Source organism: Longimicrobium terrae (assembly GCF_014202995.1).
In the GTDB taxonomy this organism is placed as follows: domain Bacteria; phylum Gemmatimonadota; class Gemmatimonadetes; order Longimicrobiales; family Longimicrobiaceae; genus Longimicrobium; species Longimicrobium terrae.
This window is the reverse complement of sequence record NZ_JACHIA010000003.1, coordinates 101686-124026: the sequence shown is the minus strand read 5'-3', so window position 1 is coordinate 124026 and position 22341 is coordinate 101686. Positions and strand designations below refer to the sequence as shown.

General features: G+C 69.5%; 17 protein-coding genes. 9 read left to right on the top strand and 8 right to left on the bottom strand.

Annotation, left to right across the window (positions count from 1 at the left end):
* The first annotated feature begins 368 nt into the window (after positions 1-368).
* Both HNQ61_RS06585 and HNQ61_RS06580 read left to right on the top strand, forming a co-directional pair.
* A complete protein-coding gene (locus HNQ61_RS06585) occupies positions 369-3581 on the top strand; it encodes a TonB-dependent receptor (protein ID WP_170036174.1) in 3213 nt (1070 codons plus the stop codon).
* A 312-nt stretch (positions 3582-3893) separates the two neighbouring features.
* Positions 3894-5123 carry a M12 family metallopeptidase gene (locus HNQ61_RS06580; RefSeq protein ID WP_170036176.1) on the top strand — a complete coding sequence of 410 codons (1230 nt, stop codon included), beginning with the start codon at positions 3894-3896 and terminating at the stop codon, positions 5121-5123.
* A gap of 73 nt (positions 5124-5196) precedes the next feature.
* Here HNQ61_RS06580 and fabF read toward each other — a convergent pair whose 3' ends face one another.
* The 5 genes from fabF to HNQ61_RS06555 all read right to left on the bottom strand — a co-directional run bounded on the left by fabF (position 5197) and on the right by HNQ61_RS06555 (position 9391).
* A complete protein-coding gene (gene fabF, locus HNQ61_RS06575) occupies positions 5197-6465 on the bottom strand; it encodes a beta-ketoacyl-ACP synthase II (protein ID WP_170036178.1) in 1269 nt (422 codons plus the stop codon).
* Between the two features lie 118 nt (positions 6466-6583).
* Positions 6584-7057 carry an SRPBCC family protein gene (locus tag HNQ61_RS06570; RefSeq protein WP_170036180.1) on the bottom strand — a complete coding sequence of 158 codons (474 nt, stop codon included), beginning with the start codon at positions 7055-7057 and terminating at the stop codon, positions 6584-6586.
* A 350-nt stretch (positions 7058-7407) separates the two neighbouring features.
* A complete protein-coding gene (locus HNQ61_RS06565) occupies positions 7408-8478 on the bottom strand; it encodes a M42 family metallopeptidase (protein WP_170036182.1) in 1071 nt (356 codons plus the stop codon).
* A gap of 27 nt (positions 8479-8505) precedes the next feature.
* Entirely contained in the window at positions 8506-8703 is a 198-nt protein-coding gene (locus HNQ61_RS06560; protein ID WP_170036184.1) for a hypothetical protein, read from the bottom strand.
* Between the two features lie 115 nt (positions 8704-8818).
* Positions 8819-9391 (bottom strand): NUDIX domain-containing protein, encoded by a 573-nt coding sequence (locus HNQ61_RS06555; protein WP_170036186.1) that lies wholly within the window; start codon positions 9389-9391, stop codon positions 8819-8821.
* A 149-nt stretch (positions 9392-9540) separates the two neighbouring features.
* Here HNQ61_RS06555 and ilvA point away from each other — a divergent pair, with 149 nt between their 5' ends.
* From ilvA to HNQ61_RS06540, 3 genes are all read left to right on the top strand, one after another.
* Positions 9541-10749, top strand: coding sequence for a threonine ammonia-lyase (gene ilvA / locus HNQ61_RS06550; protein WP_170036188.1), 1209 nt, complete (start codon positions 9541-9543; stop codon positions 10747-10749).
* The gene (locus tag HNQ61_RS06545; protein ID WP_170036191.1) at positions 10746-11057 is read left to right on the top strand and encodes an HNH endonuclease; all 312 of its coding nucleotides are present in this window, start codon (positions 10746-10748) and stop codon (positions 11055-11057) included. The genes ilvA and HNQ61_RS06545 overlap by 4 nt, the downstream gene beginning before the upstream one ends.
* 345 nt (positions 11058-11402) lie before the next feature.
* Positions 11403-11936 carry a hypothetical protein gene (locus HNQ61_RS06540; RefSeq protein WP_170036193.1) on the top strand — a complete coding sequence of 178 codons (534 nt, stop codon included), beginning with the start codon at positions 11403-11405 and terminating at the stop codon, positions 11934-11936.
* Between the two features lie 462 nt (positions 11937-12398).
* On the opposite strand, the gene hisIE is transcribed toward HNQ61_RS06540, so the two are convergent.
* Positions 12399-13082: a bifunctional phosphoribosyl-AMP cyclohydrolase/phosphoribosyl-ATP diphosphatase HisIE gene (gene hisIE, locus HNQ61_RS06535; protein ID WP_170036195.1), complete on the bottom strand. Its 684-nt coding sequence runs from the start codon at positions 13080-13082 to the stop codon at positions 12399-12401.
* Positions 13083-13186: 104 nt separating this feature from the next.
* Here hisIE and otsB point away from each other — a divergent pair, with 104 nt between their 5' ends.
* Complete coding sequence (gene otsB / locus HNQ61_RS06530; RefSeq protein WP_170036197.1) at positions 13187-13993, top strand: trehalose-phosphatase; 807 nt, start codon at positions 13187-13189, stop codon at positions 13991-13993.
* A 186-nt stretch (positions 13994-14179) separates the two neighbouring features.
* On the opposite strand, the gene HNQ61_RS06525 is transcribed toward otsB, so the two are convergent.
* A complete protein-coding gene (locus HNQ61_RS06525) occupies positions 14180-14491 on the bottom strand; it encodes a hypothetical protein (protein ID WP_183685555.1) in 312 nt (103 codons plus the stop codon).
* Positions 14492-14814: 323 nt separating this feature from the next.
* Positions 14815-15498, bottom strand: a complete 684-nt coding sequence (locus HNQ61_RS06520) for a metal-dependent transcriptional regulator (RefSeq protein WP_170036201.1) — start codon at positions 15496-15498, stop codon at positions 14815-14817.
* A 152-nt stretch (positions 15499-15650) separates the two neighbouring features.
* Between HNQ61_RS06520 and HNQ61_RS06515 the strand changes: the two genes are divergently transcribed.
* From HNQ61_RS06515 to dnaG, 3 genes are all read left to right on the top strand, one after another.
* On the top strand, positions 15651-17225 hold the full coding sequence (locus tag HNQ61_RS06515) for an ATP-binding protein (RefSeq protein ID WP_170036203.1): 1575 nt from the start codon (positions 15651-15653) through the stop codon (positions 17223-17225).
* Positions 17226-17333: 108 nt separating this feature from the next.
* Positions 17334-19715, top strand: coding sequence for an endonuclease MutS2 (locus HNQ61_RS06510; protein ID WP_170036205.1), 2382 nt, complete (start codon positions 17334-17336; stop codon positions 19713-19715).
* Between the two features lie 534 nt (positions 19716-20249).
* Complete coding sequence (gene dnaG, locus HNQ61_RS29160; protein WP_170036207.1) at positions 20250-22244, top strand: DNA primase; 1995 nt, start codon at positions 20250-20252, stop codon at positions 22242-22244.
* The last annotated feature ends 97 nt before the right edge of the window (positions 22245-22341 follow it).

The window sequence follows — 22341 nt, the reverse complement described above, 5'->3', positions numbered from 1 at the left end:
TCGAACGGGCGTTCACACGGCGACGACACTGTTGACGGATGTTTCTGGAACGTTACATTCCCCCCTGTCCCACGTAGTCGGTCCGTTCTATCATTCCGCGTCCGCCCCCACACGCGGCATTTCGTACCGCCCCGGGCACTGCCCGCGGCTCGCCGCGGCGTGTTGGACGGGCCGGGTTCCGCGCCCCCGCGGAACTTTCCCGACGAACCCGCATTCCGCGGGTCCGCGGGACGGCATCGTGCACATTGACCTTTGTTCCGATGTCGTTACAATTCGGGTCTGCCCGCCGCGACCTTGATCCGGTACCACATACGCCGTTCGGAGCCGATCGGCGGGGCAGTCGTGCACATTCACCCCAGGGAATCCACATGAATCACCGCTGGAGGAAGGCAACCCTCCTGCTGTGCGCGCTGGTGCTGAGCCTCGCGCTGCCGGGCACGGCCGCCGCACAGACCGTCACCGGCGCCATCAGCGGCCGGGTGACCTCGGCCGAGGGCGAAGGCATCGCCGGGGCCCAGATCACCATCCGCAACCAGTCCATCGGCCTTACGCGCAACGTGGTCACCCGCGAGGACGGCCGCTACCGCGTTCCGTCTCTCCCCGTGGGCGGCCCCTACACCGTGGGGGTGAGCACCATCGGCCGCGCCTCGCAGACGCGCGCCAACCTGAACCTGGCGCTGGGCCAGGACCTGCGCGTGGACTTCGAGCTGGTGTCGCAGACGCTGGTGCTTGAGGGCGTCACCGTTTCGGCGCAGCGCAACGCGATCCTGTCGCCGGCCAACAAGGGCCTTAACACGGCCATCAGCGACACGGCCATCCAGCGCCTGCCGAGCCTGAACCGCAACTTCACGGACTTCGTGCGGCTTGCCCCGCAGGTGTCGCAGACCGGCCCCGGCCTGTCGGGCGGCGGCGTGAACAACCGCTTCAACAACATCCAGATCGACGGCGCCAGCGAGAACGACCTGTTCGGCCTGGGCACCAGCGGCCAGCCGGGCGGCCAGGCGGGCGGCAAGTCCATCTCGGTGGAGTCAGTGAAGGAGTACCAGATTCTGCTGTCGCCGTTCGACGTGCGCCAGGGCAACTTCGCCGGCCTGCTGGTGAACGCCGTCACCAAGAGCGGCACCAACGACTTCTCCGGCTCGGCGTACTACTACACGCGCAACCAGGACCTGGCGCGCGAGCAGCCGTACATCACCGACTTCGAGCAGACGCAGTACGGCTTCTCGCTGGGTGGCCCCATCATCCGCGACCGCCTGCACTTCTTCATCAACCCCGAGTGGCAGGACCGGTCCACCCCGGCCGGCGGCCCCTACTTCGGGCAGGACACCGCGGGCGCGGTTCCGGTGCTGGTGACGCGCGAGCAGATCACCGAGTTCCAGGACATCCTGCGCGGCTACGGCATCGAGCCGGGCACCGAGTTCCAGGTCAACAACGACAACCCGCTCAACAACTTCTTCGGGCGTCTTGACCTGCAGCTTCCGGAGCTGAACAGCCGCGTGGTGCTGCGCCACAACTACGGCCGCGCGGAGGACGACAACTTCAGCCGCAGCAACAGCCAGTTCCGGCTGGGGTCCAACGGCTACTTCTTCGAGTCCACCAAGAACGCCACGGTGGGCCAGATCTTCACGACGTTCAGCCCGTCGCTGTACAACGAGTTCATCGTCGGATACAACACCATCCGCGACAGCCGCACCCCGAACTCGATGTTCCCGCAGATCCAGATCGACGTGGGAACGCAGGACCTGTTCGCCGGTGGCGAGGCGAGCTCGCAGGGCAACACGCTGGACCAGGACATCTTCGAGTTCACCGACAACCTGTCCTGGCAGCGCGGCGCGCACCGCATCGACTTCGGCACGAAGAACGAGTTCTACCACATCGACAACTTCTTCGCCGCCAACTCGTTCGGTTCGTACGTGTTCGCGGACCTGGCCGCCTTCCGCGCGGGCACCCCGCGTGACTACACGCTGGCCGCCAACGCCGCCGACCCCTCGGCCGACCTGCCGCACGCGGTGTTCGACGCCGCGCAGTACGGCTTCTACGTGCAGGACCAGTGGGAGCCCAGCAGCCGCTTCTCGCTGACCGCCGGCATCCGCGCCGACATTCCGCACCTGCGCGACAAGCCGCTGTTCACGCAGATCGTGGCGGACACCTTCGGCCGCCGCACTGACGAGGTTCCGTCGGGCAACGTGCAGTGGTCGCCGCGCATCGGCTTCAACTGGAACCTGTCGGAAGCCAGCACCAGCCAGATCCGCGGCGGCGTGGGCGTGTTCGTGGGCCGTCCGGCCTTCGTGCTCATCGGCAACGCCTTCCAGAACAACGGAACCGGCATCGCCACGCTGACCTGCGGCGGAAACACGGGCCGTGGCGCGCCGCGCTTCAACCCCGATCCGGAAGCGCAGCCTACCTCGTGCGCCACGGGCGGCGGTCTGGCCAGCGGCATCATCGGCAATGTGAACCTGCTGGACGAGGACCTGCGCTTCCCCTCCACCTTCCGCGGATCGCTGTCGTTTGACCAGCAGCTTCCCGGCGGGTTCGTGGGTACGTTCCAGGCGCTGTACACGCACGCGGTGGAGCAGCTGTTCTACGAGGACCTGAACCTCAAGAACCGCGAAGGCATGGGCGTCGACAGGTTCGGCCGCACCTACTTCGGCGCCGTTGCGGCCAACGGCGTGGCTACCCCGGTGCGCGTGTCGACCAAGTTCAACGAGGTGATCAACGTCACCAACCAGAACAAGGACTACTCGTACAACCTGACGGCCGGCCTGCAGCGCCGCTTTGCCAACAGCCTGGAGCTGAACGCGTTCTACACGTACAGCAAGGCGCGCGACGTGATCTCGGCCACCAACAGCACGGCCGGCTCGCAGTACCGCTTCGGCCGCACGCTGTACGGCCCGCAGACAAGCCGCGACCTGGGGATCTCGTCGTTCGACCAGCCCCACAAGATCAACCTGTCGACGGTCTACAACTTCTCGTGGCGCAAGTTCCCGACGTCGCTGTCGATGATCTACACGGGCCGCTCGGGTGACCGTTACACCTACGTGTACGGCGGCAGTGGCGGACGCGGCGACCTGAACGCCGACGGCTACCAGGGCAATGACGCCATCTACGTTCCCAAGGATGCGCGCGACGCCAGCGAGATCCGGTTCCAGAACCTGAGCTCGGGCGGTGTCACCTACGTCCCGGCGCAGCAGGCGCAGGCGTTCGAAAGCTTCATTCAGGGTTCGGAGTGCCTCCGCGAGCACCGCGGGCAGATTCTGGAGCGCAACGCCTGCGCGAACCCCTGGGTCAACTTTGTCGACGTGTCGCTCCGCCAGTCGGTGCCCACGTTCAACGGCCAGACCCTGTCGTTCGAGCTGGGCGTGTTCAACTTCCTGAACCTGCTCAACCGCGAGTGGGGCCAGCAGCGCACCACGGCGACCCTGTCGACCGTGAACCTGCTCACCCACCAGGCGCAGTCGTCGGCCGATCCGGCCACCGCCGTGCCGATCGTTCAGTTCGCGCCGACCACTGCGCAGTTCACCACGCAGTCGCTGACCGGCTCGAACTACCAGATCCAGCTTTCGGCCCGCTACTCGTTCTGAGCGGATCGTCTGCGGGATGAGTAAAAGAGCGGGGCGGCCATGGCCGCCCCGCTCTTTTTTGCGCCCGGTTCTCCAGGATCGGTGGGGCTACGGGCTGGCGACGGGTTCACGCGGAGGTCGCGGGGGTTCGCGGAGGTACGCGGGGAATCCGGCGCGAAGGCCAGCGGCAGCGCGGATCTCGGAAATCGGATGCACCCCTTCCGCTGCGTGCGTGGGGTTCAATCAGCATAAGTTCTAGATTATCCTTTTGAGACGAATTGTAGAGAACGCGGAATGGCTGGTCTCTCGAACCCCCTGCTCGGAGAACTTCCCATGATCAACCTTGTACCCGCCCGAAAGCTGCGCATGGCTGGCGCAGTGCTTGTGGCAGGCGTCCTCGGCGCCTGCGACGACTCGCTCCCCTCTGCCTCGGCGCGGCCGGAGACCCTGCCTCCTTCCGGCATCGAGGCGAGGCCCGGGACGTTCGAAACGCGTACCGGATTCATCATGTATGGCGGGCGGCCCTTGGAAATCCGGTATCAGGTGCAGGACGGGAACGCGGTGCTGGACGGCGACATGGTGCTGGGCCCCGCCGCTTCCATCGCTGCTACCCGTGAGGAGCTTGTCAGGCGTCCGGGGCCGGGCTACGGGGTGATGGTGGACGGAACCTCTTCCCGCTGGCCCTCAGGCGAGGTGCCCTATGTCATCGATCCCTCCCTGACCAACGTGTCGCGCGTCACGTCGGCCATGGCGCACATCGAGCAGAAGACGTGGGGCATTCGCTTCGTTCCCCGCACCACCCAGACGGAGTACGTGCGGATCGTGCCCGCGACCGGGTGTCTGGCGCACGTGGGACGCCGCAGCGGGATGGCTGACACCGTCTGGCTGGCCACGGGCTGCAGCACCGGGAACACGATCCACGAGTTGCTTCACATCCTGGGCATGTTCCACGAACAGAGCCGCTGCGACCGAGACAGCTACGTCACCGTGCAGACGGCGAATATCGACACGATGTACGTCTACGCATTCGACAAGCATTGCTCGGGCGCGACGGACTATGAATCGTATGATGAAGGCTCCATCATGCACTATGATCCGTACGCGTTTACGAGGAACGGACAGCCGACGATTCTTTCCAACCGGGGGCTGTCGGCGTTGATGGGGCAACGCAACGGGATGGCCGGTTCGGACATCAACACCATCAACGGGCGCTACATCCCCCGGGCTCCCTTCATCTCCGTCGCCTATCCGGGCGGGGTTCCCGAAATCAGCTGGGCGCCCTCCGACGTCACGCAGCGCAACGTCTACCTGATCGAGGTTGAGCGGTTCGACTACGCGGATGGCTCGTACTCCTCGCAGTCATCCGTGCCGTGGACCGTAAACGCGGCGTCGGGCACGTCGTACCTGGATACCGGGCGCTCGTACACGGGAACCAACGTGTGCACCTACTCGGGGAGCGACTACGAGTACTCCCGCACCTACTACTATGGGGTAACGGAGATCTACGGCTCTTCGTACAGCCCGCCCTCCGACGTTCCCGCCGACGTGGCGGTCTGCTCCTGACCCACTCGAACGATGAGAAAAGGCCCGCCCCGGAGTGCCGGGGCGGGCCTTTCTGTCGTCCGGCTGACGCGGGTCAGTCCACCGAGCCGAACATCAGGGCGGCGTTGATGCCGCCGAAGCCGAAGGAGTTGCTGAGAATGCGGCGCACCGGCATCTCCAGCCCCTCGCCGGTCACATAGTCCAGCGTGCAGTCCTCGCCCGGCGTTTCCAGGTTCAGCGTGGGCGCCACCCAGCCGCGCTGAATGCTGAGCGCCGAGATTGCGGCCTCGATGGCCCCCGTGGCGCCCAGGGAGTGGCCGTGGTAGCCCTTGGTGCCGCTCACCTTGAGCTTGTCGGTGTGCTCGCCGAAGACGGCGCGGATGGCCCGGCTTTCCGTGCTGTCGTTGAGCGGCGTGGACGAGGCGTGGGCGTTGATGACCTGCACGTCTTCCAGCGCCACGCCGCCGGTGCGCATGGCGGTGCGCATCGCCCGTCCCGCCTGCGTGCCGTCCGGGCGCGGCGCCGTCATGTGGTGCGCGTCGTTGCTGGTGCCATAGCCCAGCACCTCGGCGTAGATGCGCGCGCCGCGGGCCCGGGCGCGCTCCAGTTCCTCCAGCACCAGCACGGACGCGCCCTCGGCCATCACGAAGCCGTCGCGGTCCGCGTCAAACGGGCGCGACGCGCGCGACGGATCGTCGTTGCGGGTGCTCATGGCGCGGATGATGGCGAACGCGCCGTAGCACAGCGGCGCCAGCGGGGCTTCCACGCCGCCGGCGATGATCATGTCCGCCTCGCCCGTGCGGATGGCGCGCCACCCCTCGCCAATGGCCATGGCGCCGGACGCGCAGCTCATTCCGTTGGTGCTGTTGGGCCCGCTGAAGCCGTACTCGATGGCCACGTTGCACGACGCCGCGCCGTTGAACACCGCCAGCGCCAGCATGGGATCCACCCCGCGCACGCCCTTGTGCACGTAGTTGGTGAACTGGTTTTCGCCGTACGCCACGCCGCCCAGCGCGCTCCCCATCAGCACGCCGGCGCGCTCCGGGTCCTCGGCCGACGGGTCCAGCCCCGCGTCCTCGATGGCCAGCCGGCTGGCGGCCAGGGCGAACTGCGCGTAGCGCTCGGTGCGGCGCGCGCGGTTGCGGTCCATGTAGTCGGTGGGCTCGAAGTCGTCCACCTGCGCCGCGATGTGCGAGCGGAACGGGGACGGATCAAACCGGCTGATGGTGCGCACGGCCGATTCGCGGCGCTTCAGCCCGGCCCACAGCCCCTCCACCCCCGTGCCGATGGGAGTGAGGGCGCCGATGCCCGTAATGACGACGCGGCGGCCCGCGGGGGCGCCGTTGTGGCTGGTCTGGGTCATGAAGCCCGGGCGGAATGCAGGATAAAAACAAGGGCGCGGGCGGCATGGTGCCGGTCCCGCGCCGGGTCACGCAGGGGAATCGCGCACCTGTACACCGGAGCGCGCCGCGGGTGCGCCGTCAGCCGCGCTCCACGTGGCGGCGGATTCCCGCCAGCGTGCGCGACGCGACCGCATGGATGAAGACGGGGCCGATGACCGCGTCGCCGATCCACCGCCGCACGAAGCCGGGCAGCGGCCAGCGCGGGCCTTCCTTCCACGCGTGGACGATGCGGACGAGCGTGGTTCCGTCGCCCCGGTCCTCGAAGGTCCATTCCACGTCCATCCCCGTGGTGATGCCCGCCACGTGGCGGTAGACGACGGCGGGCCGGGCCTCGTCCACGTGCATCTCCGAAACCCACCACACCGGCCACGACAGCGGCCCGAAGGCGCGGCCGGCGGCCATTTCGATCAGCCCCGTCCCGAAGCCGTCCCTGCGCTGAAAGCGGACCCAGCGGTAGTGCGGCAGCCGCTCCGGCCAGCGTTCCACGTCCGCGCCGGCCTGGTAGCACGCCTGCACCGGCGCGCGCATGACGGTTTCGTCGATGGTCAGCATTCAGCGATCAGCCTGTGGGAAACGGAGGAGCGCGGATTGTACGAAGGTTGGGCGCCGATGGAAAGTGTGAAACAGAAACTGCCGTTTCACACGGAGGTCACGGAGGATGCACGGAGGGCACGGAGGAACAGCAACAACAAACATCGCGCAGAGGAGCAGAGCAGCAGAGAAAAAACAGAAAGATTGTTGCTGTTCTCTGCTTCTCCGCTGCTCTGCGTGAGATTTTCAGTTCGCGGAGCATGGATGACGAACGGAGGCCACGGACGGCTCAATGCCTCCGTGACCTCCGTGCATCCTTCGTGGCCTCCGTGCGAAACGGCAGTTCCCATCACCCGCCGCCCGCGAGAAGGTCAGCGCGGAACGAAGTCGTCGTCCGCCTGAATGGTGCGGCAGAACGCGGCGATCAGCTTGATGGTCGCGTCGATGTCATCCAGCGACACCACCTCGTTCGGCGAATGCATGTATCGATTCGGGACCGAGACGACGGCCGTGGGCACGCCGCCGCGCTGAAGGTAGATGGCGTCCGCGTCGGTGCTGGTAAAGCGCGGGCTCCCCTGGATGGTGTAGGGGATGTTCGCCTTCTCCGCCGTTTCCGCGAACCGCTCAAACATCAGCGGATGGATGGCCGAGCCGCGGCTGAGCACGGGGCCGCTGCCCAGCTTGTGCTCGCCCACCTGCTTCTTGTCCACGCCCGGCGCGTCCGTGGCGAACGTCAGGTCCACCACCACCGCCACCGCGGGATCCAGCGTGAACGCCGACGTGCGCGCCCCGCCGCCCTGGTAGCCGATTTCCTCCTGCGCCGTGGCGACCGCCGTCACCTCGGCGGCGCAGCCGTCTCGCGACAGTTCGCGGAGCACTTCCAGGACGACGAACGCGCCCACTCGGTTGTCCACCGCGCGGCTGGCGATCAGCCCGCTGCCCAGCTCCACCAGCCGCGTGTCCACGATGCCGGGGTCGCCCACGCGCACGCCGCGGCGGAGGGCGCCGTCATGGTCCGCCACGCCGATGTCGACCCACAGGTCGCTCAGCTTGACGGCCTTTTCCTTTTCTTCCGGCTTGATCAGGTGAATGGGCTTCTTGCCCACCACGCCCATGATGTCGCCCCCGCGGCTCAGAAAGCGGATGCGCTGGCCCACCAGCACCTGCGGATCCCATCCCCCGATGCCGTCGACGTACAGAAAGCCTTCTTCGTCGATGTGGGTGATCATCACGCCGATCTCGTCCACGTGCCCCGCCAGCATGATGCGCGGGCCGCCCTGCGGCCCCACGCTGGCCAGCGAGTTGCCGCCCACGTCGGCGCGCACGTTCTGCGCAAAGGTCTCGGCCTCGGCGCGCCACACGCGCGCGGCGGCCGTTTCAAAACCGGAAGGGCCGGGCGCATCCAGCAGCTTCTTGAGGAACTCGAACGAACTGTCTTCCATGGACGCCGTCAGGTGAGCGTAATGAGGTCAGGAATTCGTCTCGCCGGGCACGTCGCGGGGCTGGGCCGCGCGCCGCGCCACGTCGGGCGTATAGGCGTGGTACAGATGCTTCACCAGCACTTCGGCCGCGTAGACTTCCGGCGGAAGGTCCTCCATGGCCGCCAGCGCGCGCAGCGCCTCGGTCTGGCGGGAGGTCAGGGACAGCGTAAACGATTCGCGAGCCATTCCGTCCAGTTCTACCGGGGCCGGCGCGCCACCCGGAGGCGGGGGACACGCATCGGCCCGAAACAGGCTCCCCGATGCCGGAGCCGGGCTTGTTGCGCGAGGCGAAAACCCCTCCTCACGCGGCTTCCTCGTACGCGCGCAGAAAGTCTGCCAAGATGCGGTGCGTAAGCCCCCACACCACGTTGCCGCGCGCGTCCAGCGCGGGAAAGCGCAGCGGCTCGGCGTCGCCCATCTCGATCAGGTGCTCGGTCACGGCGCCGGGCTCCAGCAGTTCATCCACAGGAATCCACACCGCGGCCTGCACTTCGTGGTTTGCCTGCACCCGCACGTCGTGCGGCACCGCGAACACGAAGGGGCGCACCAGGATGCGCGGGGCGCGGGCGCTCTGCGGCCACACCGGCTCCAGCGCCCCCACCAGCCTTCCGCCCGCGTACACGTCGATGCCGACTTCTTCGTGCGTTTCGCGCGCGGCGGTCTGCTCCGGCCCGGCGTCGCCGGCCTGCTCGCGCCCGCCGGGAAGCGCCATGTGGCCGCTCCACGGGTCGCCCGCCCGCTCCGCCCGGCGGATGAGCAGCAGCTCCAGCCGGCCGTCCTCCACGCGCAGCAGGACGGCGACGGCCGCGCGGGCGATGTCCCGGTCCGCCGTGCGCCCGTCCGCGGGCCGGCGGGCAAGAACGCTCGCCAGCACGGGAATTCGTGGGTGCTCCGGTATCACGTGGCGTCTTGGGGCGTCGGCGCGGCGCGAGCGGGGCCGCTTGCCCCTGCCGCCGGGAGAGGTTACTACATCCCGTTCACTTCGGCAATGTCCATCGTCCGTTTCGTCCCCTTTTCTGTCGCATGGTGACACTTCAGCAGATTCGTGACGCTCGCGAGCGCATCGCCGGGCAGGTGGTGCACACGCCGTGCACCCCGTCGCAGACGTTCGGCGAGATGTTTGGCGGGGGCGCCTGGTTCAAGTTCGAGAACCTGCAGCGCACCGGCAGCTTCAAGGAGCGCGGCGCCCTCAACCGCATGCTTCTGCTGCCGGAGGAGGACCGCAGGCGCGGGGTGATCGCCGCCAGCGCCGGCAACCACGCGCAGGGCGTCGCCTTTCATGCGGCGCGGCTGGGGATTCCCGCCACCATCGTCATGCCGGAGCGCACGCCGCTGGTGAAGGTGTCGGCGACCGAACGGTATGGCGCGCGGGTGGTGCTGCACGGCTCGGTGTACGACGAGGCCATGGCCGAGGCGCGCCGCATCCAGGAGGAGGAGGGGCAGACGCTCATCCACCCCTTTGACGACGAAGGCGTGATCGCGGGGCAGGGCACCATCGGCCTGGAACTGCTGGAGCAGGTGCCGGAGATGGACGTGGTGGTCTGCTCGGTGGGCGGCGGGGGGATCATCAGCGGGATTGCGGCCGCCATCAAGCAGATCCGCCCCGAGGTGCGCATCATCGGCGTGGAGTCGGAGGCGCTTCCCGCCGCGCTGCGGGCGCGCGAGGCGGGGCGGGTGGTCACCATCCCCCCGGCGGAGACGATCGCCGAGGGGATCGCGGTGCGGCGCATCGGCGACCACACCTTTGCGCACATCCAGGCGTACGTCGACGAACTGCTGACCGTGAGCGAGGAAGAAATCGCCGCGGGGGTGCTGCTGCTGCTGGAGCGCGAAAAGACGGTCGTCGAAGCCGCGTGCGCCACCACCGTCGCCGCGGTGGTGAACGGGCACGTCGCGGGGCTGGCGGGAAAGAATGTGGTGATGGTGCTCAGCGGCGGCAACATCGACGTGACGCTCATGTCGCGCATCATCGACCGCGGGCTGGTGCAGGACGGCCGCCGCGCCAACCTGCGCCTGCGCGTAAAGGACCGTCCCGGCGCGCTGGCCACGCTCACGGCGCTGCTGGCCGAGGCGGGGGCCAACGTGGTGCGGCTGGACCACAACCGCGCGCAGGCGGACCTGTGGGTCACCGAGGCGGAGATCGACCTTACGCTGGAGACGCGCGGCCGCGACCACGTGGAGCAGGTGGTGCGGCGGCTGACGGAGGCGGGGTACGTGGTGGAGCGGGGATGAGCGGCGACGCCGAGCAGAGCCTGCGCGAGCGCATCTTTGCCCGCGACGAGCACCGCTGCGTGTACTGCGCCGAGACGTTCCCCCCGGAGCGGCTGTCGCTGGACCACGTGCAGCCCCGCATGCGCGGCGGCGACAACTCCCCCGGCAACCTGGTGACGGCCTGCCAGCCCTGCAACACGCGCAAGGGATCGCTCGCGGCGTGGGCGTGGCTGGCGGACCTGCCGGTGGAGCGCGCCAACTTTCTGCGCTACGGCACCCACGTGTGGTCGCGGCTGCGGCGGGCCGTGGAGGACGCGGCCCGGAGCTGAAAATCATCCGTTTTCACCCGCACGCCATGAACCGCGCCCCCATTTTCGGGGCGCGGTTTTGCATTTGCTCCCGCCATTCCGTTTTGCGTGCCCGGCGGATGAGGTGCGCGACCCCGGCGGAGCGCCCGGAGCGCAATCCCTTGTAGAAGAAGCGAGCAGAATCGCGGGATCCGGCGTATCTGCTGCGCTTTTGGCAGCGTGCGGATCACCGTCAAGATGATCACGCAAAGCATTTTTGTGGTGGCTCCTGCTTTGCATAGACACATTGACGCCGGGATCGCGGCGGGCAGATCGCAAGAGGCGGTCAAGCCGCTGAAAAAGTGGTTCCTGAAACCGGAGGTAGGAGTGGCTCGCAGCACCACGCATCAGGCCGAGCGCACGCTCGGAATGGCCACACGGTTCCTGGAAGAAGTAAAGGATGCGATCGGGCGGGCGGCCCGGGAGGGAGAGGACGTTCCTCCCCGCATCCGCAGCGTTCACGAGAAGCCCGGACACGCCACGCCGGAGTTCCGGACGATGGCGATTCCCGTGGGCGACTCCATGGAGGGGGCTTCGCCGGAGATCCTGTCCGGCACCATCGCGCGGTACGCCGAGGCCAAGCGGCCGGACTGCCTTCTGCTGGCCATGGAAGCGCAGATGGACTCGGCGGATGGGGAGCACCAGACGGTGCTGATCGCCGAGGCGCGCGACCGCACCGGAACGCGGATGTACTACGTGCAGCCGTACCGCGGCGGCGATTCGCGGGTGGACTGGGACGAGCCGGTGCGCGGCGGATGGTGCGATCCGGGCGAAGACGAGATGATCCTGGATGCGGCGTTTCCGCTGCGCGTGGAGATGGGCGCGGATCTGCCGCGCAGCCGCCGGCAGATGATGGACTGACGGCCTCGCCGTCTGGTTGGATGGAGCACCGCGTTCGCGCGGCTCCGCGGAGGAAAACGGATCGATCGGCACGGGGAGCACGGCTCCCGGTGCCGTTCGTGTTTTTCGGGGGCGGATGAACAGGGAGGGATGGGGCCATCCCGAACCGGGCTGTCTGGGATGGCCCGCTCTGCTGGGGCGACTGAAGTCGCGGCAACAACGGCGCGAAGTCCGCCTGCGCGGACTGTGGGAGACGCATCGGGGCGGGGAGGGCAGGGGCCGTCGCGTCCGCCATCCAGGAGCGAATGAATTCGCCGCTGGAAGAGCACGAAGTCCGCCTGCGCGGACTGGGGGATCGATTTCGGCGCGGGTTGGGCCAGTGGCGCGCGGTCGCGGCTCTGCGGGAGACGCGCGGTGCTGACGCGAAAAGGGCCGCTTCCCAGCAACGGGGAGCGGCCCTCTCGACGTTCATCCCGTGGCGGGTCAGGTGCCGTCGGCGGAGCGGCTGGCGCGGGCTTCGGTGGAGCCGGCGCGCGGCGCGCGGCCAAAGCGGCTTTCCAGCTCGTCCCAGACCTGGCCGGCGTCCAGCCCGCGGTCGCGCCACAGCACCATCAGGTGAAAGAGGAGGTCGGCGCTCTCGGAGCGCAGTTCCGCCAGGTCGCCGTTCTTGGCGGCGATTACCGTCTCCGTCGCCTCTTCGCCCACCTTCTTGAGGATCTTGTCCGTCCCCGCGCCGAACAGGTACGTGGTGTACGAACCCTCCGGCCGCTCCGCGTGCCGCCGCGCGACGATCTCCTCCAGCCGGTCGGCCATGGGGCGCGGGTCCGGCGCTTCCGCGAGTTCATCCCCCTCCACCACGCGGTAGAAGCAGCTGCGCTCACCGGTGTGGCAGGCCGCGCCGGTCTGATGGACGCGGTACAGCACGGCGTCCTCATCGCAGTCCACCCGCAGGTCTGCGACGGATTGGGTGTGGCCGCTGGTTTCGCCCTTGATCCACAGTTCCCGCCGCGAGCGGCTCCAGTAGTGCGCGCGCCCGGTTTCCGCGGTCAGGCGGAGCGCGTCGGCGTTGGCCCAAGCGAGCATCAGCACCTCGCCCGTGCGCGCGTCCTGCGCCACGACGGGAACCAGGCCCTGCTCGTTGAAGGTGATGCGGTCGATCCAGGACATGCGAAAGCGCGTGCGGGGACGTAGGTTCAGGGCCGCGCAACGTAGGCCCGCCCCCGACGCGGGTCAACCGCGGACAGCTTCTTCTCCCCCTGAGCGGATGCACGATGCAGAACGCCCTTGAACGCGTCCCCGTGTGGCGCGACGGATGGCGCCGCAGCGGCCGGCTGGTGCTGCTGCTGGACTTTGACGGCACGCTTGCGCCCATCGTGGCGCGTCCCGAACTGGCGGCCATGCCCGAGCGGACACGAACCGCGCTGGACCGGCTGATGGCGATGGAGGGCGTGGAGGTCGCCGTGGTGAGCGGGCGCGGGCTGGCGGACGTGCGTGACCGCGCGGCCATCCCCGGGATTGCGTACGCGGGGAACCACGGGATGGAGATCGAGGGTGCCGGCCTGCACCGCATCCATCCCGAAGCCGCCGCCGCGCGTCCCGAGCTGGAAGAGGTCGCCGCGCTGATCACCGCCGCGCTGGACGGCATCGAGGGCGCGTTCGTGGAAGACAAGGGGCTCACCCTGAGCATCCATTACCGCCAGGCCGCGGACCGCGAGGCCGACGTGCGCGCCGCCGTCCACGCAGCCGCGGATGGCCGGCCGGGGCTGCGCGTCACGGCGGGAAAGATGGTCTTGGAAGTCCGGCCGCGCGTGGAGTGGGACAAGGGCCGCGCCGTGCTCTTTCTGCTGGAGCAGATGCAGCCCCCCGCCGGCACGCCCATCCTGTACCTGGGCGACGACCGCACGGACGAGGACGCGTTTCGCGCGCTGGACGGCTGGAGCCCCGAAGCGGAGGGCGTGCTGATCGCCGATCCGCTGCCGAACGAAAGCGCGGCGAAGTCGCGGCTGCACGAGCCGGCGGACGTGGGGGCGCTGTTCGAGGCTCTCGCGGAGGACCAGGGAATAGGGAATAGGGAATAGGAACGATGGGGCAGCGCGGTCCTATCTCGGCTTGTGGAGCGGCGGGATCTCGTGTGGCCGCATAGGACGACAGAGCGCCCGGCGGGATAGCGATCCGCCGGGCGCGCTCGTGTCGGGAAGGGAAGGGGACGAGCCGCGGCATCCGCGGAGCCGAACCACCTATTCCCTATTCCCTATTCCCTGCCTTTACGCGAGCAGGTCGTCGATCGTGTCCAGCACCGGCCCGCGGTTCAGGTTGGCCGACTCGTAGGCGTGAATCGCCAGCAGCGTCTCGTGGTCCAGGTCGGCGTCGCTCAGCCAGTCCACGAGCGTGTCGCGGTCCATGCCGTCGTAGCCCAGCACCGGCTCCTCCTCCAGCGCCACGCCGCCCTCATCCTCGTCGTCCCCGCCGCGAAAGGGCGAGGCGGGACGCAGCCAGCGGTCCCCCGCGACGTCACGGAACGCCACCGCCACCAGCCCCAGCGCGGCCACACCCAGAAGCAGCTTCCAGAATCGCATCGTCATCCATCCGCAGGTTGAAGTTTCACGCCGCGGAAAGGGAGCAAAAGCCCGGCCAGCGCCCATTGCCAACACATCCACCCACACGATCCCGCGGCGTCTTGCCCTGAGAGCGAGGCGCACGTCCCACGGACTACGCCACGTGCGCGCAGGAGAAGCCCCGAACGTGGACGCGACAGCGCCACGTGTCGGGGCTTCCCGCCCAGAGCGGCGGCTTCAGCCGCTCAGCGACTTTCTCGGGGCTTACTTTCTCCTGCGGTACTCACGCACCCCGCACTAACGCACCCCCGCACTAACGCACCCCGCACTCACGCACCCCTTCGTCAGCCGCCCTCGCGCGGGGTGCGCACGCGAATGCGCTGCGCAAGGGAATGCGAGATCACCGCGCGCTCGCCGTTGACGGAAAGGGATACGGGACCCTCGAACGGCGACTTATCCACCACCTCCACCTCCGCGCCCGGGCGCAGGTTCAGCGAGCCCAGGTAGCGCAGCTGCTCCGGCTCCTGCACCTGCACCTCCAGCACGCACCGCGTCTCGCCCGGGGCCAGGTCGCCCAGCGCGGGGTAGGCGCTGCGGTCCACCTCGCCCGTGGCCGTGGGGATGGCGCTGCCGTGCGGGTCGCGCTCCGGCTCGCCCAGCAGGCGCGCCAGCCGCTCGATCAGCTCGTCGCTCGCGGCGTGTTCCAGCCGCTCGGCCTCGTCGTGCACGCGGTCCCACTCATAGCCCAGCTTCTCCACCAGAAACAGCTCCAGCACGCGGTGGCGCCGGATGATGCGCAGCGCGGCCATTTCGCCGGGCGCGGTAAGGCGCACGCCGTAGTACGGCTCGTGGCGCAGAAGCTCCTGCTCCGCCAGCCGCTTGACCATGGCCGTGACCGCCGCGGAGGTCAGCCCCAGCCGTTCCGCGATGCGCGAGGTGGAAACGGGCGCTTCCACCTGCTGCAGCATCCAGACGGCCTTGAGGTAGTCCTCGACGACGGGCGTGTAGTTGGATTCGGGGATGTGCATGGCAGGATGGTAGGGGCTCGCGGGCGCGCCGGGCAAGTCCCCCGTCCCCTCGCGCCGCACCCTTCGGTCCATTTCTCTTGCGCCCCGCCGCCGCGCCGGTCATGTTGCCCGCACTGGCGTTCCCCGCGCCGCCCTCCACCGGCACCCCCGCCATGACCCCTTCCGCACCCCCCCCGCACCCCGCCGCGCCCGTCCCCGCCGACGACGCCCTCGAGCGGGTCGCGCGCCTCTGCGCCCGGCTCTTTCCCGGCTCCGTTTCGCTGCTGTACGACGCCGGCGACCCTGCGGCGCCCGTGGCCAGCGCGCCCGCCGCTCTCAGCCTCCGCGGGATGTGCCTGCGCGCCGCGGAGTCCGCATCTCCTCTCATCGCCCCTGACGCGGCGGCGGACCCCACGCTGGACGGAATGGCCGAGGTGCTCGCGGCCGGCATCCGCGCCTGCGCCGCCGTGCCGCTGCTCGCGGACGGGGAGCCACTGGGCGCCCTGGCCGTGGGGCTTCCCGGGCCGGGTGCGTGGGCGCCGGACGCGGTCGACGCCGTCCACGACCTGGCCGGGGTCGCCGCCGCGGAGCTCGCCGCGCGCCGCGCCCGCGCCTGCCATGACACCGCCCACGCGTCCAGCACCGGCCTCTTCCGCGCGCTCGTGGAGCAGTCGCTGGCCGCCATCTACGTCATTCAGGACGGGGTCTACCGGTACGTCAATCCGCATGTCTACCAGATGCTGGGCTTTCCCCCCGGCTGGTTCGACACGCCGCGCTCCGCCCTCGACATCATCCACGAGGACGACAGGCCGATGGTGCAGGAAAACCTGCGGCGGCGGGTGGACGGCGAAGTTCCGTCCATGCAGTACCGCGTGCGCGGCCGCCGCTACGACGGCAGCACCGTCTTTCTGGAGGTGCACGGCTCCCGCGCGGAGATCGACGGGCGCCCCGCCGTCATCGGGATCGCGATTGACGTGACGCGGCGCGAGATGGCGGAGCGCGAGCGCGAGCACGCTCTGCTGGCCCGCGACCGCTTCTACGCCATGATCAGCCACGAGCTGCGCACGCCGGTGAGCGCCGTGATGCTGTACAACGACCTGCTTTCCTCGGGCGTGTACGATCCGCTGAGCGACGAGCAGCGCGACGCGGTGGAGCGCTCGCAGAAGTCCGCGCGCCACCTGCTGGACCTGATCAACGACCTGCTGGACCTGGCCAAGCTGGATGCGGGAAAGCTGGAAACGCGGCTGGCGGACCTGGACGTGGCGCAGGAGGTGGAGGGCGTGGTGGCGGGGCTGGCGCCGCTGGCCGCGGAGCACGGCTGCCCGGTTTCCGTCCAGGTGGATGACCCGCCGCTTCGCGCCACCGGCGACCCGCGCCGCGTGCAGCAGATTCTGCTCAACCTGCTGAGCAACGCCGTCAAGTTCGGCCACGGGCATCCCATCGAGGTGAACTGCCGGCGCGAGGGCGGGGGCGTGGTGGTACAGGTGGCGGACCACGGCCCGGGGATCGGGCCGGACGACCTGGAGCGCATCTTCGACGACTTCGTGCAGGTGGGCGAGCCCGGCGTGGGCACCGGGCTGGGCCTTCCCATCGCCCGGCGCCTGGCGGAACTGCAGGGCGGCTCGCTGACCGTGTCCTCGCGCGAAGGCGAGGGGAGCACCTTTCGCCTCATCCTTCCCATCGCGGTACCACCCGTGGCCCCTTCTACCGGCTTTTCTCCCGCCTTTTCTTCGGTTATTATTCGGTAGTCGGTCCGGCTGAACCGGGCGCGGCGCGGGGGGTATGGGAGCGGCTCGCAACCGTTATCTTTGACGGCTGCGCACTGGCCGCCCGACCGCAGTCCCGAACCAAGCCGGATGAACCCGCACGCCCTGACCGTCCTGGAATACCGCGAGGCGCTGGACCTCGTGGCCCGATCCGCCTCGTCCGCCCTGGGCGCCGACGCGGTGCGCGCGCTGGCGCCCAGCACTGAACCCGAGTGGGTGCGGGCGGAGCTTGGGCGCGTGGAGGAGATGCGCACCTTTCTGCGCGGCGACAGCGGCTGGCAGGTGCCCGCCATCCCCGACGTGGTGGAGCCGCTGCGCCGCATGCGCGTGGAGGGCTCGGTGCTGGACGGCCCGCACCTGCGCGACGTGGGAACGCTGCTGGCCTCGTCGCGCACCACGCGGCGCGCGGTGATGGGGCAGAGCGCCGCGCTCCCCGCGCTGCGGCTGCTGGCCGACGGCCTGGTGGAAGCCGAGCGCGAAGAGGGCGAGATCGCGCGGACGCTGGACGAGGCCGGCGTGGTGCGCGACGAGGCGTCGCCCGTGCTGTACCGCGCCCGCCGCGAGATCCGCGGCACCCGCAGCCGGCTGGTGGAGCGGCTGTCCGCGTTCATGGCCTCGCTGCCGTCGCACATGCAGGTGACGGACGCCTCCGTGACGGTGCGCGAGGGGCGCTACGTGATCCCCGTGCGGCGCGAGGGGCGCGGCGAGGTGGGCGGGATCGTGCACGGCGAGTCGGCCACGGGCGCCACGCTGTTCATGGAGCCGCCGGTGGCGGTGGAGATGATGAACCGCCTGCGCGAGCTGGAGGCGCAGGAGGCGCGCGAGGTCACCCGCATTCTGCGCGAACTGACGGCGTCGCTGCGGCCGCTTCAGCCGCGGATGCTGGCCTCGCTGCAGGCGCTGGTCGTCCTGGACTCGCTGTACGCCCGCGCCCGCTACGCGCTGCGGGTGGATGGGCGCGCGCCGGTGGTGCTGGAGCCGGGGACGGAGGAAGTGGTCCTCGTCCGCGCCTTTCATCCCCTGCTGCTTGCGAAGTTGCCGGAGGTGGTGCCGTTTGATCTGTCGATGGATCCGGGAGAGCGGACGCTGCTGATCTCCGGCCCCAACACCGGCGGCAAGACGGTGCTGCTCAAGGCGGTGGGACTGATCGCGCTGATGACGCAGAGCGGAATCATTCCGCCGCTGGGGCCCGGCTCGCGGCTCCCCGTCTTCCGCCGCTTCTACGCCGACATCGGCGACGAGCAGTCGATCGAAGCGTCGCTGTCGACCTTTTCGGCGCACCTCAAGAACATCCGCGAGGTGCTGGAGGGGGCGGACTGGGAATCGCTGGTGCTGACCGACGAAATCGGCAGCGGCACCGATCCGCAGGAAGGCGCCGCGCTTGCCCGCGCCGTGCTGGTGGAACTCACTCGGCGCTCGTCCTTTACGATCGCCACGACGCACCTTGGTCAGCTCAAGCTGCTGGCCACGGACGAGCGCGGGATCGTGAACGGTTCGCTGCAGTTCGACGCGGAGCGGCTGCGGCCCACGTACCGGCTGCTCAAGGGGATTCCGGGCCGCTCGTACGGCCTGGCGATCGCGCGGCGGCTGGGGCTGGAGCCGCGGCTGCTGGAGGACGCCGAATCGTACCTGCCGCAGGGCGAGCGCGACGTGGGCCGCCTGCTGCTGGACCTGGAGGCCAAAGAGCAGCGTTTTGCCGCGCAGTCGGTGGAGCTGGAGCGGCTGACCGCCGAAACGGAGCGCATGCGGGCCGATCTGGCCGCGCGCGAGCTGGACCTGAGGCAGCGGGAAAAAGACGCGGAGCGGCGCGCCCGGCAGCAGGCGCGCGACATGCTCCTCAAGGCACGCGCCGAAGTGGAGGCCGCCATCCGCGATGTGCGCGGCGCGGCGGATTCCGAGGCGCTGGACGATGCCGCGCGCGCAGCCCGCCGCCGGGTGGAAGAGGCCGCGCTGCGGCAGAAGGAAAAGGCGCCGGCCGAGCAGCGCGCCCGTCCCGCGGGCGGGCGCGCCACCGAAATTTCGCTGGCGCCGGGGGTGCGGGTGCGCATCGAGTCGCTGGGACGCACGGGCACGGTGGTGGACCTGCGCGACGGCAAGGCGATGGTGGAGGCCGGCGCCATGCGCATGCTCCTTCCGCGCGAGGACCTTACGGCGCTCCCCGCGGGCGACCAGGGCCCGCAGGCGCCGCGCATCAAGCCGTCCGCCGGCTTCATGGCCGCGATGGGCGACGCGCGTCCCGAGGTGGATCTGCGCGGAATGCGGCCGGACGAGGTGGACGTGATTCTGGGCCGCGCGCTGGACGACGCGCTGCTGGCGGGGCTGCCGTCGTTCCGCATCATTCACGGCAAGGGGACGGGCGTGCTGCGGGCCCACGTGCGCGAACTGCTCAAGGCGGACCGGCGGATTTCGGTCAGCCGGCCGGGCGAACTGTTCGAGGGCGGGACGGGCGTGACGGTGGTGGAGTTCGCGTAGGAGCCTGAGACGAGACAACAGGGCGCGCTTCGGACGGTTCGGTGTGGCGGACGGCTCGGAGGCCCCTCCCCGTGCAAACTGCCGCACGGAGAGGGGAGAACAGATACTCAGTTCGCTGGGGATGGTGCCGGGGCGGCCGGAGAGGGCCCCGTCCCCCCAGCCCCCTCCACCCGCTCCGCGGGAGAGGGGGAGCCGTTCGGTGCCGGGGAGAGTTCGGCGCGTGTTGCACGCTGCGGTCGTCCGATGCGGTTGAAGCCCGAACGGGGCGCGAATCGCGCCGTGTCGGGGGTTCCCGCTGTTTGAGCGGCGGATTCATTCGCTCAACGGACCCGCTCACGCCCGGTTCGCCGAGTTCGCACCGGAACCATCCGCCGCGCTCAACCCTCCCCCAGTCTTTTTTGGGGGAGGGTGGGCCGGTGGTGCCGGCCCGGGTGGGGGCCGCCGGTGGACTCCGCCCCCGCGCATCGTACTTCGCACATCCCGGTTCACGCACTCACGCACTCACGCACCCAGCACTCACGCACTCCCAAAGCCGTGCCGATCCCGGACCATCTCGTCGAAGACATCCGGCAGCGGGCCGACCTCGTGGAAATCATCTCGGAGCACACGCGCCTCAAGCGTGCCGGGAAGACCTGGCGAGGTCCATGCCCCCTGCACGGCGGCGAAGGTCCCAACTTCAGCGTGGACCCGGCCAAGGGCTTCTACAAGTGCTTCGTGTGCGGCGAGGCGGGAACGGTCTACAATTTCCTCATGAAGCAGTCCGGGATGACCTTCCCGGAAGCGGTCCGCGACGTGGCCGCGCGCGTGGGCGTCGAGATCCCCGACGAGCGCGCCGAGCGCCGCGACCGTGAGGAAGATCCCAACCGCGGGCTGTACGAAATCAACGGATTCGCGGCCAAGTGGTTCCGCGACCAGCTTGCCAGCCCCGAGGGCGCACAGGCGCGCGACTACCTCAAGCGGCGCGGCATCACTCCCGAAACCATCGAGCGCTTCGGGCTGGGGTGGGCGCCGGAGTCGTTCGACGCGCTGGGCGTGGCCGCGCGGAAGGCCGGTTATCACAGCAACGAACTGCTGGCGCTGGGCTTGATCAAGGAGCCCAAGAAGGCCGGACGCGATCCGTACGACGCGTTCCGCGGCCGCGTCATGTTTCCCATCGAAGACCTGAGCGGGCGCGTGCTGGGCTTCGGCGGGCGGGTGCTGGAGCAGACCGAGGCGCACATCCCCAAGTACCTCAACTCTCCCGAATCGGAGATCTACCACAAGGGGAGCACGCTGTACGGCCTGGGCTGGAGCCGCGGCTCCATCCGCAAGGAAGAGGTGGCGCTGGTCGTCGAAGGCTACATGGACTACGTATCCCTCGCGGCGCACGGCATCACCCACGCCGTCGCGCCGCTGGGGACCGCGATGACGGAGGAGCAGGCCGCGCTCATCCGCCAGTACGCGCCGCGCGCCATCCTGCTGTACGACAGCGACAAGGCGGGGCTCAAGGCCACCTTCCGCAACGGCGACCAGCTTCTGCGCGCCGGCCTCGAGGTCCTCGCGGCCACGCTGCCGGAGGGCGAGGACCCCGATTCGCTCGTCCGTGCGCAGGGCGCCGACGCGCTGCGCCGCTACCTGGACGACGCGGTGGACGTGCTGGAGCGCAAGCTGATTCTGCTGGACCGCCGCAACTTCTTTGGCAGCATCAAGGGGACGCGCCGCGCCATCGACATCATGCTCCCCACCGTCCGCGCCGCCAAGGACGAGGTGATGCGCGGCGTGTACCTGAAGCGCATCTCCGACAAGACGGGCGTTTCGGTGGATGCGCTGCAGCGCGAGGTGATCGACGGAGCGCCGGCCCCGCGCAGCCGTCCGGCGCCGTCATCCTCCCCGCCGCCTCCGGAGCCCAACTTCGACTACGGTGGCGGCCGCGAGCAGGAATACCCGCACCCGTACGAGCCGCGCCCGGAGCGCCGGCAGGAGCAGCCGTACGGCCGGCGCCGCAACGACGGCGATCGTGGCCGCGGAGGATGGCAGCGTCCGGACGCCCCGCGCCCGTCGCCCGGCCCCGCGCTGCGCCTGCGGATGGGCGCTGAACGCAACCTGCTGATGATGATGTTCCACTCCGAGCGCTGGGTGGAAGAGTGCGCCAAGTTCGTGGGGCCTGAGGACTTTCAGGACGCGGACTATCGCCAGCTCTACCGGCTGCTGATGGAGCTGGAAGGCCGCCGCGACCCGGAGCGCCGCTGGCTGCTGGAGTTTCCGGACGAACTGGCGGGCGACGTGGAACTGCTCGTCGGCGACGCGGAGCACTACGACTGGACGGGCTCCGCCGGCTTCTTTGCCGAGAACATGGACCGCATCCTGGCCCGCCCCGTGGAGCGGGAGATGCGCGCGGTGAAGCACGAGGTTTCCAGCGGCGGCGACTGGTCTGAGGGCGAGATGGCGGCGCTGCTGGAGCGGCAGACGCTCAAGCGCGAGAACAAGCACCTGCGCATGAAGCCCGGCATCCTGGACCCCGACGACCCGTTCCTCCGCGGCGAGCGATAGTCGTCTCCGCCGTGGCGGGAGATGATGCCCGGCTGTCCCCGCGAAACGCCGCGGATGCACTCCGCGCAGGCGGACGTCGCGCCGCCGCCGCCGCGAC